This is a genomic window from Photobacterium gaetbulicola (assembly GCF_003025515.1).
Taxonomy (GTDB): domain Bacteria; phylum Pseudomonadota; class Gammaproteobacteria; order Enterobacterales; family Vibrionaceae; genus Photobacterium; species Photobacterium gaetbulicola.
This window is the reverse complement of the sequence record NZ_PYME01000003.1, coordinates 76,600-94,417: the sequence shown is the minus strand read 5'-3', so window position 1 is coordinate 94,417 and position 17,818 is coordinate 76,600. Positions and strand designations below refer to the sequence as shown.

General features: G+C 51.3%; 2 protein-coding genes. Both read left to right on the top strand.

The window, feature by feature from the left end:
- The first annotated feature begins 81 nt into the window (after positions 1-81).
- Entirely contained in the window at positions 82-14,412 is a 14,331-nt protein-coding gene (locus C9J03_RS03300) for a non-ribosomal peptide synthetase (protein ID WP_044621684.1), read from the top strand.
- A gap of 2 nt (positions 14,413-14,414) precedes the next feature.
- Complete coding sequence (locus C9J03_RS03295) at positions 14,415-17,816, top strand: non-ribosomal peptide synthetase (protein ID WP_052829671.1); 3,402 nt, start codon at positions 14,415-14,417, stop codon at positions 17,814-17,816.
- Positions 17,817-17,818 lie beyond the last annotated feature (2 nt).

The following is a 17,818-nucleotide window of genomic DNA, read 5'->3' as shown; positions in this document are numbered from 1 at the left end:
TAAAACCAAACACAATAGTTTAAAAGCTAGAAATCCTTCCCTCTATTAATGAGGGGGGATGGCTGTATTCGGGAATATTTTATGAGTGTGATTGAGTTACTTAATGAATTAAAATTGTCTGGTTGCAAACTGGAAGTTGAAGGAAGTAATTTAAGGGTGAAAGGTAAATTACCTAGCCAGTTTCGTGATCAAGTTATTGCCCATAAAAAAGAGATTATCTCTTTGCTAGGAAATAGCAGACCCCCGACTTTAATCAAGAACTCAAGAAATAATGCTAATAAATTCCCGGCACATAATGGGCAGCGAGGGCTGTGGATTGTCAGTCAGCAAGAGGGTGCTGAAGCCGCTTATGTCGAGCCCGGCTATCGCTATTACTTGAAAGGCAATCTAGATCAAGATGTCTTAAACCGCGCTTTTGCAGAGTTGGTTCGCCGCCATGAGATCATCCGAACTACTTACCAATATACTGATCAAGGGCTGTGGCAAAATATTCAGCCGGCATCGGGCTTTGAGATCTGCTCAGATGATCTACGGGGATGCGATGAGCAAGAGAAAAGTCGACGGGAAAAGGCTATCTTGGAGGAGGAGTCATGCCGGCCTTTCGATCTTGAAAAGGAGTTGATGCTCAGGGTCAGGTTGATCCGATTCAGTGAAGATGAGTATTTACTGTTTATGGTAATGCACCATATTGCCATGGATGGGTGGTCCTGGCGGGTGATAACCGCGGAGCTACAATCGCTTTACAACAGTTTTGCTGTCGGCATAGACCATGCTCTTCCTGAGCCTGCTTTCCAGTATACGGACTATGTTCATTGGCGGAGTAAAGTGCAATTTGAGCAAAATATTGCACCCTCGATAGCTTATTGGCGCAAAAAGCTGGAGGGGGCTCCGGAACTTCATAGCCTGCCTCTCGATTACCCCAGAACGAATTATCAGTCCTTCCAAAGCCACGTTGAGCAGCTGCAGTTGTCGGTTGCGGAAACAACCTCTCTTTACCAGTTTGCCCGCGAGCAGAACGTGACTCTCTTTGCCGTTCTGCATGCCTTGCTTGCCGTTGTGATGTCGCGCCATAGCGGCGAGAAGGATATTGTCGTTGGCTCACCTTTCTCGGGCCGAACCAATTATGACTTCGAGGCGATGGTCGGATTTTTTGTCAATACCTTGGTGTTGCGTACTGAGCTGGATGGCGACCTAACGTTTAGTGATGTGCTCGCACAGGTTAGCCAGACGCTAAGGGAGGCCGACCAGCATCAGGGGGTGCCTTTTGATATGCTGGTGGACAAGCTGAATTACAGCCGAAGCAGTGCATACTCTCCGGTATTCCAAGTTATGTTGGTACTGCTAAATATGGACTTACCGCAGCTGGATTTGGAAGGGGTAGAGCAGACGTCGATCGGTCAGCCTTTGTACTCGCAGACCAAATACGATATTTCGCTGGTATGTTTCGAAGAAAATGGGCAACTGACGCTGAATTTTGAATATTGTTCTGCGTTATTCAAGCCTGAAACCCTCCGAAGGTTAGCCCAGCACCTTCACAACATCATGGCATGTGTGGTGGATAACCCAAGGAGCAAGCTGTCCGATATTGAAATGCTGACAGGCGAAGAGCGCGACCGCCTGCTAACCAGCCATACGGGTGCAATGCTGCCTGAATCATCGTTTTGTATTCATCACCTGTTCGAGCAGCAGGCAGCCACAACCCCCGATGCAATCGCCCTAGAACACAACGGAGGGACTTATTCTTATCGGGTGCTGAATCAGCGAGCTAACCTGCTTGCCCGTACATTAGCGGCTGCTGGCGTTGGGCCTGATCGCCCGGTGGCGCTATGCATGGACCGTACTCCAGAGCTGATTATTGCCCTCTTAGCAGTACTAAAAGCGGGAGGGGCTTATGTTTCTGTCGATCCCAAGTACCCGCAGCAACGGCAGGCCTTTATATTGGAAGACTCGGGCAGCCATCTGCTGATCACGGAACAGGCCTTTCACGGTAACTTCCCTGATTTTGAGCATGAAATTGTCGTACTCGAAGAGCATGGCGGTTTCGCATCTGCACCTGGTGCAGAGATCGATAGCCCCGAGACGGGGGTTACGCCCGAGCATCTTTCCCACCTTATTTATACTTCTGGATCGACCGGCAAGCCGAAGGGGGTCATGGTTGAGCACCGCAATGTGATCGCTTTGCTTGATTGGGCATTTAAAACCTACAGCCCAGAAGAGCTGGAGAGAGTCCTTTTTAGTACCTCGCTCAATTTTGACCTATCGGTATTTGAGCTTTGGGCTCCTTTGCTGAGTGGTGGTACTGTCCTGCTGGTTGATGATGTTTCCCAGCTTGTCGAGGAAAGCAGCCTGACACCGACTTTAATCAATACTGTGCCGAGTGCTCTCAACGCTCTCATTGCGGCGAGGGCAATCCCCGACTCCGTAGAGACGCTGAATGTTGCCGGTGAGCCTTTATCCCAAAAATTAGTCAATAGCGCCTTTTCTACTTCACCGATCAAGCGGTTGTATAACCTTTACGGTCCCTCGGAAGACACGACGTATTCGACTTTTGCTTGCTTTGACGGTGCGTTGCAGACTGAGCCCTGCATCGGCCAACCGATTGATCATACCCGTGCCTATGTACTGGACGATGAGCTGACTTTGCTCCCCGAAGGTGCCATTGGCGAGTTATACCTGTCTGGTGCAGGGCTTGCCCGGGGTTACTTGAACCGTGATGCACTTACCCGAAGTAGCTTTATTGCCAACCCCTTTGCAGGCGCTGTTAATGAGAGAGTGGCTACAGGTCATGAAAGACTATATAAAACCGGCGATTTGGTCCGTTGGGGAGCTAATGGCGAGCTTGAATATATCGGTCGCAAGGATCACCAGGTCAAAATTCGCGGTTTCCGTATCGAGCTCGGCGAGATCGAGTCTGCGTTGTCTGGCCTTAACGGGGTAAGGGAGCAAGCTGTCATCGTCAAGTCCGGCGACAGCGGCGAGAAATATTTGGCGGGGTACGTGACTGTTGCCGAAACGGCAGAGGCTGGGCGAGGGCAGGCCGGAGAGGTTATTCGTTCCCGGCTCAAGGCACTGCTGCCGGATCATATGATTCCGGCGCATATCACGCTGCTGGATTCCATGCCACTGACCAAGAACGGTAAAGTTGATCGTCTAGCTTTGCAAGCTATTGAGCGTGTTGCCCAGCCGGGTGGGACGTTTGTTGCGCCGAGTACGCCGCTGGAGGAGACACTGCTTGACCTTTGGCAAAGTGTGCTGGGCTCCCGCGAGTTAGGGACTCATACTAACTTTTTCTCAGCAGGCGGCGATTCCATCTTGGCTATCCAGCTGGTTTCTAAAGCCCGCAAGCTCGGGATCAAATTGACCTCTCAGTTGCTTTTCGAGTTTCAGACAATAGCGCAATTGGCCGAGAATGTGAAAGTCGAGCAAGGCTTGTCCGGAGGGGAGCAGCCTCCGGCTGAGGGCACACAGACATTGACGCCTATTATGCACGCTTTCTTTGCGGGTAATCCCGGGCAGCTTTCTGGAGCCATGAATCATTACAATCAGTCGATGCTGTTCAATGTGCCTGAGCTTACCCGAGAGGATCTTTTACGGGTACTGGAAGCCTTGTGGCAGCGGCATGATGTACTCCGCCTGAGCTTCGACAGCAAAACATTGGCGGCTCACTATCAGCCGTTCACGAAGGCGCAGGTTAGCCGCTGTCTTGTTGAGCTTGATCTGAGGGATGAAGAAGAGAGCTTGCATCAAGGGATCATCCAAGAGGCAGCAGAGCGGGCCCAGCAGCAGCTTCAACTGGAGCGAGGGGAGCTTTCACGTTGTTTATGGATCCGGCAGGCGCAAGGGGATCAGTTGCTGTGGATCCTTCATCACCTAGTAACTGACGGGGTCTCTTGGCGGATTATTGTCGACGATATATCTATGGCTTGTGCAAATCTGGTCGACGACTCTGCTCTACTGCCAAGGCCTGGGAGTGTCAGCTTCCAAGACTGGGCGGAACGTATGTATGGCGGGGTGAATCAATCTCGTTGGCTGGTGGATAGAGAGTACTGGATTGGAGAAAACCGTGTTAGTGGCTATCTCCCGCCTGAATATGATAATGCGCAGCCCGCTGTTGAATCTGAGACGGAGATTGTGACGGTTAGTCTTTCAGAGGCCGAAACCACTGACTTGCAACGGGCAACGTTGAGTTACAACACCAGGGTCAACGAGCTTCTATTGGCGGCTCTAACCCCTGTATTGGTTGACTGGGCCGGTGGAAAGCCACTTCGTATAGAGATGGAAGGACATGGCCGTGATGCCGACGACGGCGAGATTGATCTTGGTGAAACTGTCGGCTGGTTCACATCCATTTATCCTGTCAGCCTCGTTGAGCTGGGCTCTATAGGTCAGCAGGTTATTGCGGCAAAAGAGAAATTGCGCACCATACCGAATAAAGGGCTAGGCTACGGTGTGCTGCGTTATCTGATGTGTGACCAAGCCTTGTTGGCTTCTGGGCAGAGGGCAGATATCGTTTTCAATTACCTAGGGCAATTTGCCGCTGATGACCGATTGATTGCCCTGAATAGCCCATTAGCTGGCCGCCATGTCAGCTCGCAGAGTCTGCGCCAGCATAAGCTGGGTATTAATGGGCTGGTGGCCAACGGGTGTCTGACTTTCCGGTTTGATTACAGCAATAAGCAATATAGTCAGTCCACTATCGCCGCAAAAGCCAATGCCTTTATCCAGCAGTTGAAAGCTGTGATCCGCCATTGCCTGGCTAGCGAGCGCGTATATACCGCATCTGACTTTCCGCTTGCTGGATTATCCAATGAACAATTGGCTTCTTTGCAGCGGTCAATCCCCCGTATTGATGATATCTATCCTGTAACTGCGACTCAACACGGCATGCTGTTCCACTCTCTGAGCAACCCTGGAACGGCCATGTATAACAACATTCTCAAGCTTGGGTTAGGACCTATTGATGTGGATTTGTTCAAGGCATGTTGGTCGCAACTGCTCGGTCGGTACGAAGTGCTTCGAACCGCATTCACCGATATTGGGGAAGATACTGCATGCCAAGTTGTTGTGCAGGAATGCTGTCCTGAGTGGCAAGAATTGGATTGGCGCGATAATCAGCAACTGGAAGCTAATCTGGCTGCTTTGATAGAGCGTGAGAAGCGGACGTCATTCGATCTGTCGCAAGCACCGCTGATGCGTTTTACCCTGATCCGAGAAACGGATGAGAGCTGGAGCTTTGTCTGGTTATTCCACCATGCACTTCTTGACGGTTGGAGTATCGCTATGCTCCTCGATGAGCTAAAAGAGTTGTATGAGGCAAAAGCTGATCCGCAGCCATCCAGGCATAGCTTACCGGTGGTACCTTATCGTCATTATGTTGACTGGTTACAGAGCAGGGATATCGGCGATGCCAGCAAGTATTGGCGTGAACGATTGGGTGGGTTTGCTGAGGTGACCCGTTTGGGAGCCGCCAATAACCGCAAGCTTGCTGATGGAGGTGGCAAAGAGACTGTCCATCTTCTGCTTTCTGAACAAATGACCCGGAGCCTAAAGTCGCTGGCTGCCGGGGCGTCAGTGACGCTTAACGCCGTCATGCAGGGGGCATGGGCGTTGCTGTTGAGTAAATACAGCAATAGTGGTGATGTGGTTTTCGGCCAAACAGTATCTGGACGGTCATCGGAACTGAATCAAATTGAACGGATAGTTGGCCCATGCATCAATACGCTGCCTGTCAGGGTGCGAGTTCCTGATAGTGATCACAGCCTGAATGACTGGCTGCAGTCTCTCCACAGTCTGTACCGCATCGATGAAGCCTACGGCTTTGCTTCTTTACTTGATATTCAAAAGTGGAGCGAAGTTAAAGGAGGGCTATTCGATACTTTGCTAGTGTTTGAAAACTACCCTTCTGATATTTTCAGGCTAGATCCAGCAAGCGCTGGCCAAGGGCTACATTACCGTAGTATCCAGGCCGTCGAGCAAAACAATTATCCGTTAAGTGTGATCGTGGTACCAGGGGACAGGCTCTCCATTCACATCGACTATTCAACATCCTACTTAGCGCCTGCGGATGCAGAGCGACTAGCACATAACTTCAAAGCGTTGCTTAGCAATATGGCTGCCAACGGAGCAAAGGAGGTTACAGAGCTTTCTTTATTGGATCCTGTATTAAGCCATTTGCCATCTCAAGTGTCCGACTTTTTTGATGGTTCTGAATGTATCCACTCTCGGTTCGAGCAGGTCGTAGCCAAGACACCGGATGCTGTGGCGTTGGTGTTTGACGGTAAAGTGATGAGCTACAGAGAACTGAACCGCCGGGCTAACCGTCTGGCCCGGCAGTTAATTGATGCCGGGGTGAAACCGGATTCATTGGTCGGCCTGCATACGCTGCGCTCTTTTGAGCTGGTCGTCGGGGTGTTGGGGATCCTGAAATCCGGTGCGGCCTATGTCCCCCTTGACCCGAATTACCCCGAGCAGAGGGTTCGGTATATTCTCGATGATGCGCAGTTAGGGATTATTGTTACTGACAGTCACTTTGAGTATGCGGGGGATAATCAGGTTGTATTATGTATCGAGAAGGCAGAAACCTGTGAGGCCGATGACAATAACCCCGAGATCCCGGGTTTGTCCGGCCTCAGCCTAGCCTATGTTATCTATACCTCGGGTTCGACTGGCAACCCGAAGGGCGTGATGGTCGAGCATGGCAACGTCGTTCGCTTGTTTGCGGCAGCAGATGTCGAGTTTTCTTTCGATCATCGAGATGTCTGGACCTTATTCCATTCCTATGCCTTTGACTTTTCGGTATGGGAGCTTTGGGGGGCCCTGATCTACGGTGCCCGTTTAGTCATCGTCGGCTATGAAGCAACACGTTCGCCTGAACAGTTCTTAGATTTGCTGTGTGAACACAGGGTAACTGTGCTCAACCAGACACCATCTGCATTTTACAGTCTGAGCCGAGTCGCCGTGAAATCCGGCGTAAAGACCGCGCTGCGCTATGTAGTATTTGGCGGGGAGGCTCTTGATTTTAATTCCTTATCAGACTGGTTTGCCAGCTATGGCGATGAGCAGCCGGCAATGATCAATATGTACGGGATCACTGAAACAACCGTACATGTTACCTACCAGCGGATTCGTCAGCAAGATTGCGAGCAGCCTCTCAGTGTGATCGGCAAGCCACTGGCCGATTTGTGTGCCTATGTCTGTGATGCCCAGTTGAATCTCTTGCCTGTCGGGGTTCCTGGCGAACTGCTGGTTGGTGGCAAAGGGGTGACTCGCGGTTACCTCAACCGCCCAGAGCTGACCCGTGAGCGCTTTATTGGCAATAAATTCGCACCTGAACAAGCAGATGTACTTTATCGAAGCGGCGACTTGGTTAAATGGCTGGAAGATGGAAACCTCGAGTACTTAGGCCGAATTGACCAGCAGGTAAAAATCCGCGGATTTAGGATTGAACTTGGCGAGATTGAATCCTGTCTTCGTAAGTTCCCGTCAATTAAGCAGGCGGCGGTGTTTGCGCTGGCTGCCGATGGTAACCACAAGCGGCTTGTTGGGTATTTTGAAGCCGACAAAGAGGTAACTAGTGATCAAGTCCGTTCATATCTGTCGGGTGAACTGCCTGACTACATGGTGCCGTCTATGCTGATACGGGTCGATGCTATTCCGTTGACCAATAATGGCAAAGTTAACCGCGAGGCGCTATTAGCCCTCGCTGGAGAGCAACCGAGTGACGACGTTGTCGTCCCCCGTACCGATAAGGAGATGGTGCTGGCAGATGTTGTTGGTCAGATCCTAAACAAGACCCAGGTCAGTTTGACCGATAACTTTTTTGCCATCGGTGGTGATTCGATTCTGTCGCTGCGGGTTGTTACGTTGTTAAAAGAGAAAGGCTACCACTGTACGGTCAGCGATATTTTTAAAGCGAATACGATAGAGCAATTGGCTGATGTTCTAGCTGTGGCAGAAAATGCTAATACACAAAGATACCGCGAGATGTCGTTGTTGTCGGACGCTGAGGGGGCGCGCCTAAACGCTGTCATGAGGGCGGATGGCATCAGTGATGCCTATCCTGCATCCGCAATGCAGGCTGGTATGGCCTATCACGCGTACTTGGAGCCGGATTCGGATGTCTATCATGATGTCTTTTCATTCAAGCTAGCACTGCCTTGGGATGAAGTGTGCTTCAAGAACGCGCTGGAGATCATGGTGAGCCGCCACGAACTCCTGCGCACAGGCTTTGTCTTTGATACAGAAGAAGGCAGCCTCATCCAGGTAGTTTATGAGACAGCCGAACCTCAAATCAGCGTGTTTGACCTTCGCTCAGATCCGCAAAGCAAACATCGCGAAATTGTCGAAGGGTGTATTAGCCAGGAAAGAAAGACACCTTTTGATATGCAGGACAAGTCGCTGCTGCGTCTTTTTATCCATCGCTTGGACAGCAATCAGTTTGTCCTGACCCTTAGTTTCTCGCATGCAATCTTGGATGGCTGGAGCGTATCCCGTTTCAATATCGAATTATTACAGGGATATACCGCATTGCTCAACGGCAGGCAGCACCAGTTTGAGGAGTTGCCTGCGCCATATCATCGCTTTATTGAGCAAGAAATGGACAGCCGCCGGGATGAAGACGCAAAACAGTTTTGGAGCGAGAGGTTGTCAGAAGCGACGGTGACTGCCTTGCCTTTTTCCGAGGCGGGAGCAATAAACGGTGAGCGTGATAGTTTTTATAGCGACAAACTTGATGGGTTGAAAGATCAGCTGGTTGAGCTGGCGGAAAGGCTTGATGTTCCGCTGCAGCATTTACTGTTGGCAGGACACTTCAAGGTCTTGTCGATAATGAGTGGTGATACGGATGTGCTCAGCGGTGTCGTCAGTAATAGCAGGCCGGCATTGCCCGGCGGAGACGTGACATTGGGCTTGTTCTTAAACACCCTACCGTTGCGATGCCAACTAGCGCAAAGTAGCTGGGCCGAACTGATAACAATGGTCAGCCGTATGGCGACAGAGAGTATCGCTCACCGCATGTACCCGATATCGGATATCCAGCGGCAGACATCTTTGGAATTTAACAAAGTACTCTTTAATTACACGCACTTCCACAGCTACGAGGCGCTGGACAGTGCCGGGATCGCGTTCGAACCGTATGCTAAGTACGAGGCATCGAATCTTACTTTTGTCGCCCAGTTTATCAGGATGCCTTCGGCAGAACTGTTGCTAGAGCTGCAATACCCCAAACATGCGGGGAACAAAGCATTGATCCACCAGCTTGAGAGTTGCTATAAGCTGGTCTTCAGCAGCATGGCCGAACAGCCGGAGCAGTCCCACTGTGGGGTATTCGACAACCTAGCCGAGCTTAACTTGCAGACCTTACCCCACAATTCCAGCAATGCTGAGCCACAATTATCTGTTCACAGGATGATTGAGCAACAGGTGACGCAGTCACCAGATGCCACTGCCCTTGTTTTTGATGGTACTGAAATGAGTTATCAGGTCCTGAACGCCAGAGCAAACCGCCTGGCGCGCTATCTGATTGAACAGGGGGCTGGCCATGGGAGTTTGGTCGGGGTGTTACTGGAACGCTCCATTGACATGGTGGTCTCGTTGCTGGCGATCATGAAAGCGGGGGCGGCCTACGTACCTTTGGATCCGGCGTTTCCTGCTGATCGTATCAATTCTGTCTTGGCTGACGCTGAATGTGCGGTGGTCATTTGTTCTCCGATTACTGCGGGGCTGGTGTGTGACAGTGATATTCCAAAGATCTCACCGGCCGAAATGTGGCCGCGGTTGGATAGCCATTATTCATCCAAGAATATTGATGTGCTCGTTGAAGATAGCTCGCTGGCCTATGTCATTTATACCTCCGGCTCGACAGGCAAACCGAAAGGGGTGCAGATAGAGCACCAGGCTCTGAGCAATTTCATTGCTGCAGTCAAGGCCCGTTATGCCACAACCGAACAGGATCATACCCTAGCGCTGACGACGATTTCGTTTGATATTGCAGCACTGGAGCTATACCTGCCCTTGGTATCTGGAGCGATCTGTGTACTAGGCAGCCGGGAGGATGCGTTGAGCGGCCTCCGGGTCCAGACCTTGGTGGAGAGATACCATATCCGGTTGATCCAGGCTACACCGTCTGGCTATCAATTGCTGCTGGAAAGTGGTGAGTGGAGGGGGAGTAGCCAGCTGCAACTGTTGTGTGGTGGTGAAGCCCTTTCCGTTCCACTGGCGAAGCAATTGATCACCAAGGGTAAAAAACTATGGAACCAATATGGACCGACAGAAGCAACGGTTTGGGTAACCGCTTGTGAGGTGACCCGCAGCGAGTTAGAGGCTAGCGAGGGCTACGTTGCCCTCGGTGGCTGGCTCGATAACTGCGCTGGGGTAATACTGAACGAGCTCGGTGAGTGCGTTCCCCTGGGGGTGCCCGGAGAGCTATACCTGTCCGGTGTTTGTCTGGCTCGCGGATACTTTAATCGCGACGACCTCACTTCAGCGTGTTTCATCCGTCATCGTTTGGGTGGTATGCCCGAGCAGCGCTTGTATAAAACGGGTGACAAGGTACGCCTCAACGAAGCCGGTAGGATCGAGTATCTGGGCCGCCTGGATCATCAGGTGAAAATCCGCGGGCACCGTATCGAGCTTGGTGAGATCCAAGCCGTCCTTAATCGGCATTCCGGGGTCAAAGAGAGCACCGTGATTGCTGATGAGGGTCGTAATAATAAGCAGCTTTTTGCCTATTTTGTTCCGTTGGATTCGGCAGCGTTGGAAAACGGTACGCTGATTGACGAGCTCTATTCGCACCTGAAGGAAAGATTGCCCGAGTATATGATCCCGGCGGCGGTTACCGCACTGCCCTCGATGCCCTTGACCCCCAATGGCAAAGTAGACAGAAAAGCACTGCCAGATCCTGAACTGGCAGGTGGCGGTGGAGGGATGCCGCTGGCTACACCGACGGAACATCAGCTGGCGGCGATCTGGCAAAGCGTACTTGAGCTTAATGAGCGGCCTTATGCCGACAGCGACTTCTTTGTCCTTGGGGGACACTCCCTGCTGGCCGTTAAGATGGCCGTTAGGGTACGCTCCCAGTTTGGCTGCGAGCTGCCGCTCAAAGTGGTACTGGCCGAGCGTAAGTTGGCGCAATTGGCTGAGTTTATCGATAGTGTTGCCGTGGCAACCTGCCGGCCAACGCTGACCAAGCGAGCCGTTCAGTCAAGGCGCTTGCCGACCTTCGCCCAGCAGCGGATGTGGTTTATCGAACAGGTGCCAAACGGAGCCGGGCTCTACAATATGCCGATGGTTGTTAATCTGCAGGGGGAGTTGGATATAGTCAGGCTGAGCCAGGTTATTAAGCGTCGAGTGCTGCGCTTTGAGGCATTGCGAACCGTGTTTGATAGCCGGGGTGATGAGCTGGAAATGGAGCTGTTATCAGGAGACAGCTTTGAGCTGACTGTTACCGATTTATCGGGTTTATCAGAGGGTGATAAGTACCCTGCCGCGCAAGCACTTGCCGAGCGAAATGCCAAGAGAGCGTTTGATCTGAGTCGTGACGTCCTGCTCCGCGGAGAGCTGGTAGTGCTCGCCGAGCAGCAATACCAGTTGATTCTGACAATGCACCATATTGCGTCTGATGGCTGGTCGTGGGGGGTCTTTATCGATGAAATCAACCGTGACTATAACAACCGGGCGTCCGGCGGGCCTGAGCTAGCGGAATTGCCGATAGAGGTGGCAGATTTTGCTGAAGTACAAAGGCTGTGGCTGGCATCCGAAAAAGAAACATTGCTGGAGTATTGGCAGCAGCAACTGGCGGATCTGCCGGTTTTACATTCGATTCCTGCTGATTTCAAACGTCCAACGGTTCAGGATTACCGGGGGAGCCAACATCACTTCAAATTAGCCCCGGCTTTGGTGGCACGGTTAAAGGCATGCTGTGAGGAGCAGAATATCACGTTGTTTGTGTTGTTGCAGACAGCCTTCAGTGTGCTGCTCAACCGCTACAGCGGAGAAAGCGATATTGTGATGGGGACACCTGTCGCCGGGCGGGAATATGAGGAGCTGGAAAATCAGGTCGGATTGTTTGTTAATACTGTGGTATTGCGCAATGAGGTGTCCGGTGATTCGACAATTGCCCAGCAGCTGCAGCAGGGCAGACTGATGGTCTCGGCGGCCCTGGAACACCAGGCTGTGCCGTTTGAATGGTTGGTTGACAGTCTTAGCCCTGAACGAACCACTGCTCATACGCCGCTGTTCCAGGTACTTTTTGCTATGCAGAATGTTAAACAGCCAGCGCTTGCTCTGAACAATATTACTGCCGAAATGGTTATCCCCCAAGAAACGGTCTCCCGTTTTGATCTAAGCCTATATTGCCATGAGGAAGAGCAGGGAATCGGGTGTTTCTTCGAATATGCCCTAGCACTTTTCCAGCCAGAAACGATAGATCGGATGTCCCGGCATTTTGAGAACTTGCTTGTTGATATTGCCGGTTCGATGGAGAAAAAAGTCTCGGAGCTGGAGATGCTTGATGGCAGGCAGCAGCGTTTCATGCTGGAGGAATGGAACCAGACTGACACGGCTTACAGTAAGGATCGGTTGATCCACCATGTGATCGAGCACCAGGTTTCCTTGACTCCGAATGCGATCGCGTTGTCATACGATGGACAGGCCTTGTCCTATGCCGAGCTCAATGAGCGTGCTAATCAGATGGCTCATTACCTGTTGCAACATGTCGATAGTACCGGTCCGGATACCTTAGTGGGTGTTTGTATGGAGCGGAGCATCGAAATGGTGATCAGCTTAGTTGCGATACTGAAGGCTGGCATGGCCTATGTACCATTTGATCCCGGTTATCCGCCAGCACGACTTGACTATATGCTGCAGGATTCGGGAGTCGATATTGTGCTGCTCCAGGATGGATTGCTTACAGCGAGCCAATACCGTAAAGATGTCGTTGTTGACCATCAGTTTGTTGGAACCGTACTGGCGCAATATCCCACCTCCAACCCGGTGCTGGACATTGGGCTGTCGGATCTGGCCTATGTGATTTACACCTCCGGATCTACGGGCAAGCCAAAGGGAGTCATGGTTGGCCATGGTGCCATTTTGAATCGCTTGCAATGGATGCAGGAGGTATTTGGGCTGACGGATCAGGATAAGGTATTGCAAAAAACACCGTTTAGCTTTGATGTTTCTGTTTGGGAGTTTTTCTGGCCGTTGATGTATGGGGCACAGCTGGTTGTTGCCAAGCCTGGAGGGCATAAAAATAGTACTTATCTGGCTGAACTAATAGCCGAACAGGGGATCACAACGCTTCATTTCGTTCCTTCGATGCTGCAGTTGTTCGTCGAAGAGCCGGCGTTGGCGAAATGCGACAGTCTTCGATATGTCTTCTGCAGTGGTGAAGCCTTGCCTTATGACTTGCAACAGCGTTTCTTTGATATGCACCCGACCGCCGAGCTGCATAATCTGTATGGCCCGACTGAAGCGGCTGTTGATGTTACCTGGTGGCCTTGCCAGAGGGGGGCGAATAGCGGCAGGGTGCCGATCGGACGTCCTATTGCCAATATTCAGACTCTGGTACTTGATCAGCAGTTGCAGCCTGTACCCATCGGGGTACCCGGAGAGCTATACCTTGGTGGCGTTGGGTTAGCCCGAGGTTACCGCAATAAACCGGAGCTCACCGACAGTAGCTTTATTCCGCACCCGTTTACATCAGAGGCGTCGCGTAGGCTTTACAAGACGGGAGACAAAGTACGCTGGTTAGCTGATGGCAGTCTTGAATACCTGGGGCGTTTTGACCACCAGATCAAGCTTCGTGGCTTCCGCATCGAGCTGGGGGAGATCGAGTCGGCCCTGCTGGAGATGAAGGAGGTCCGTGAGGCCATCGTGATGGTCAACCAAGACCGCGGGACACCGCTATTAGTGGCTTACGTGGTCGTGACTAGCCCTGCGAAGGGGCAGGATAGTTTATCAACTGATGAACTAAAAAAGCACCTTAAAGCTCATTTGCCCGAGTTTTTAGTACCTGCCCAGATTATTGCGGTCGCCCAGATGCCGCTGACCCCCAACGGCAAACTCGATCGTAAAGCACTTCCCGCCCCGGACTTTTCCGAGCAGGGCACATTTGTGTCGCCGAAAACAGAGGTGGAGCAGTCTTTGTCGGATATCTGGCATCAACTGCTGTCTGTTCGCAGCAGTGTGGACCGGAGCTTTTTTGACGTTGGGGGCCATTCATTGCTGGCAATTAAAGTGATCAGCTTGGTTAAACAGCGCTACCCGCAAGTCAATATCACGGTGCAGACGATGTTCGAAAGACAAACAATAGAGTTGCTGGCGGAAGAAATTGAGCAGCAGTTGTACATTATCGAGAATCAGACCAGCTTTGAAAAGCTTGCCGACATGGCGGATGTCTTGGAAGTGGAGTTTTAGATATGGATATTAATCAGTTGATTCAGTCATTGAATCAAAAAGGGATTTTTCTTTATGTCTTGGAAGGCAAACTGAAGGCTAGGGTTACCACTGAGTTGCCAGAAGATTTAAAGACAGTTATTTCAAAGCATAAGGAAGCGTTAATCTCATATTTGTCTGCATTTAAGGGCAGCAGTACGGTCTTATCTATACCGACTCGGGATACTTCCTTTCCTGCGCCACTTTCGTTCTCCCAGCAGGCCATTTGGGTGGTGAATGAGCTTCAGGATAACAGCGTACAGTATAATATGCCGGTAGTGGTAAACCTCCGAGGGGCGTTGAATGTCGACGCGCTGCAGTGGGCGTTGAATGAAATCTTACGCCGTCATGAGGTGCTGCGTACCGGTGTCATTGTCCACCACGGTCAGCCGGCTCAGCAAATTCGTCCCTATAAACCCAAGCCACTAACGATGGTTGACTTGTCTGGGCTAACAGCCATTGACAGGGAGCGTGAGGTTGAAAGGGCGGTACAGCGAGAGCTAACGACGCCTTTCGATCTCCGGCGCGATAACCTGCTTCGTTCGACGCTGCTCCGACTTAGTGATGGTGAGTTTATCCTGCTGCAGACCATGCATCATATCAGCTCTGACGGTTGGTCAATCAGCTTGCTGACCCAAGAGCTGAGTACTCTTTATCACCGTTATATCTCTGGAAACAGGAAGCCGCTGCCCGAGCTTATGATCGATTATGCCGATTATGCATGTTGGCAGCGGGACGAGCTGCGCGGGGATTCGCTGGGGAAATTACAAAACTATTGGAAAAAAGCGCTCGCTGGGGCTCCGGAGATTCACCACTTTCCGCTGGATCGGGCAAGGCCCCCGGAACAAACCTTCCGCGGGGCTGTAGTGAAAAGCCGCTTGTCAGAGCGTCAAACCGATGCACTTCGAGAGCTATGCCGGCAACAGAATGCCACTTTATTTATGGGGTTGCACGCGTTGCTGACCGTATTGATCTCTGCGTTGAGCAACGATGACGACGTCATGATAGGTACCCCAGTTGCGAACCGGGACCACCACCAGCTAAGTAATATTATAGGTCTGTTTATCAATACATTGGTTCTGAGGGGCAAAGTTGCCCCTGAGATGACTTTCGAACAGGTGTTGGCTAATTCTAGGGCAACTATTCTTGGTGCGCTTGAGCATCAGCAACTCCCCTTCGAGCTGCTGCTGGAATCATTGGATATTGGCCGTTCTGCCGGCTACAGTCCGCTTTTTCAGATCATGCTGGTACTGCAGAATAACACGCAGCCAGTGCTGGAGTTGCCCGGTATTGAAATAGAGGCCTCCCAGAGCTCGGCAATCACAGCTAAATATGACCTTACTCTTTATGCTACTGAAGATGAGGAACGGCTGGCATTTGTCTGGGAATACAACACTGATCTTTTTGATCAAGAGACAATCCAACGTTTGGCAGAAACATTGGAAAATTTACTAACAGGTGTTGCAGAGCAGCCGCGAGCGCCGTTGTCTGCCTTGCACCTAATCAGTGATTCAGAGCAACGGGCTTTGTTAGACAGCCAGGGCATCATTTCGTCGATGGGGCTGGAAGATAACAGCCTGTTGTCTTTGTTCAATAAGCAAGTTCAACATGTGCCTGGAGCCACGGCGCTGGTTTACCACCAAAAGACGCTTAATTTTGCTGAGCTTGATCGCCTCTCGTCGTCTCTGGCAAATCAACTGACACAGTTTGGTTTAGCCTCGGGTGCTCGGGTTGGAATTCATATGGCCCGTAGTTTTGAAATGGTGGTCGGGATCTTAGCGGTACTCAAAATAGGTGGGATCTATGTTCCCCTTGATCCGAGGTACCCGGAAGACCGCCTGCAGTACATGATTAATGACGCCGATATCGAGCTGGTACTTACGGCGGCTGATCAGCAGCAAACACTGGAGCACCGCAGGAAAACTGTGGGCGTTGACTTGACGGCTTTGGCTAGCGAAACCCGATTGGAACGTTATCAAACTCCGGCGAGTAGCCTGGCCGACAGTTTGATTTATATTATCTACACCTCAGGTTCAACCGGGATTCCAAAGGGCGTCAAAGGCACCCAGCGAGGGCTCCTGAATCGGTTGCAATGGATGTGGCAGCAGTTTCCTTTTTCTTCGGGAGAGGTTTGCAGTCACAAGACATCGCTCAACTTTGTTGATCATGTTTGGGAGCTATTTGGTCCGCTATTACAAGGGGTCCCACTGGTCCTGGTGGACGAAGAAACAGCCCGGAATCCATCTGAGTTAGCAACAGAGCTGGCAGCCCAAAGGGTGACTCGCCTAGTTGTGGTTCCATCGTTGCTGCAGGCAATCTTAGATTTGCCTGAACAGAAACTGCTACCTCTTCAGTCGCTAGTGCACTGGACGTCCAGTGGCGAAGAGCTTCCTGCTGCTTTGGTGCGCCGCTTTTATTCCCGCTTTGAAAACGCAGTGCTGCTAAACCTGTATGGTTCGTCTGAAGTTTCGGCCGATGCAACATGGTATGACACTCGCGAAATGCCTGACGAAGCGGATTCGGTCCCCGTTGGCCGTCCTATTGCCAATACCCGACTTTATGTCATGAACGCCAACCGGCAGTTGTTACCCCGTGGCATGGTGGGGGAGCTCTATGTCGGTGGGGTGGGGGTTGCTGCTGGCTATACCAATGAACAGCAAACCAGTGAGAGATTTGTTCGTCCCCTGGCCGGAGAGGGGGTGTTATTTAAAACTGGCGATCAGGTCCGATGGTGTGATGATGGTGTGCTGACCTATGTCGGGCGAAATGACCACCAGATTAAGATTCGCGGCCACCGTATCGAACTTGGAGAAATAGAAAGCACGTTGGTGGGCTTTTCTGATATTAGACATGCTGTTGTGATTGCGCGGGAAGCGCAAGACTTACTCAATCTGGCGGCGTATATCGTTCCAGAGCCTTTGGTCGAGGTCGATATTGACAGCCTATTTGCGCTAATGGCAGCCAAGTTACCGGAGTACATGATTCCCGCCTCTATGACCGTGCTTTCCGAGCTTCCGCTTACACCCAATGGCAAGCTTGATCGTCGTGCATTGCCTGCTCCCGAAAATACGAACAGAGATAACTATGTAGCGCCGAGAAACGAGTTGGAAACTAAGTTGTGCGTTATTTGGCAGGATGCGTTGGGGGTAGAGCGGATTGGTATCCATGATAACTATTATCGGATTGGCGGCAACTCTATCGCGGCGGTGAAGCTGGTGTCTTCGATTAACCGGGAGCTGGGTCTGAATCTTAAGCTCAGGGACCTGTTTGAGTTGAAGACGGTTGCTGGTTTGGCTGAACGAAGTAGCAATGGAAATGGCCGCAGGATAGTTGAGATATCTGCCAGGGCTGGCAATAAAAAAATTAAAAATGTAATGGAGCTATAACG

Bases quoted from the DNA above. Each gene is read 5' to 3' on its own strand.
- C9J03_RS03300 (WP_044621684.1), top strand. From the start codon at position 82: ATGAGTGTGATTGAGTTACTTAATGAATTAAAATTGTCTGGTTGCAAA.
- C9J03_RS03295 (WP_052829671.1), top strand. From the start codon at position 14,415: ATGGATATTAATCAGTTGATTCAGTCATTGAATCAAAAAGGGATTTTT.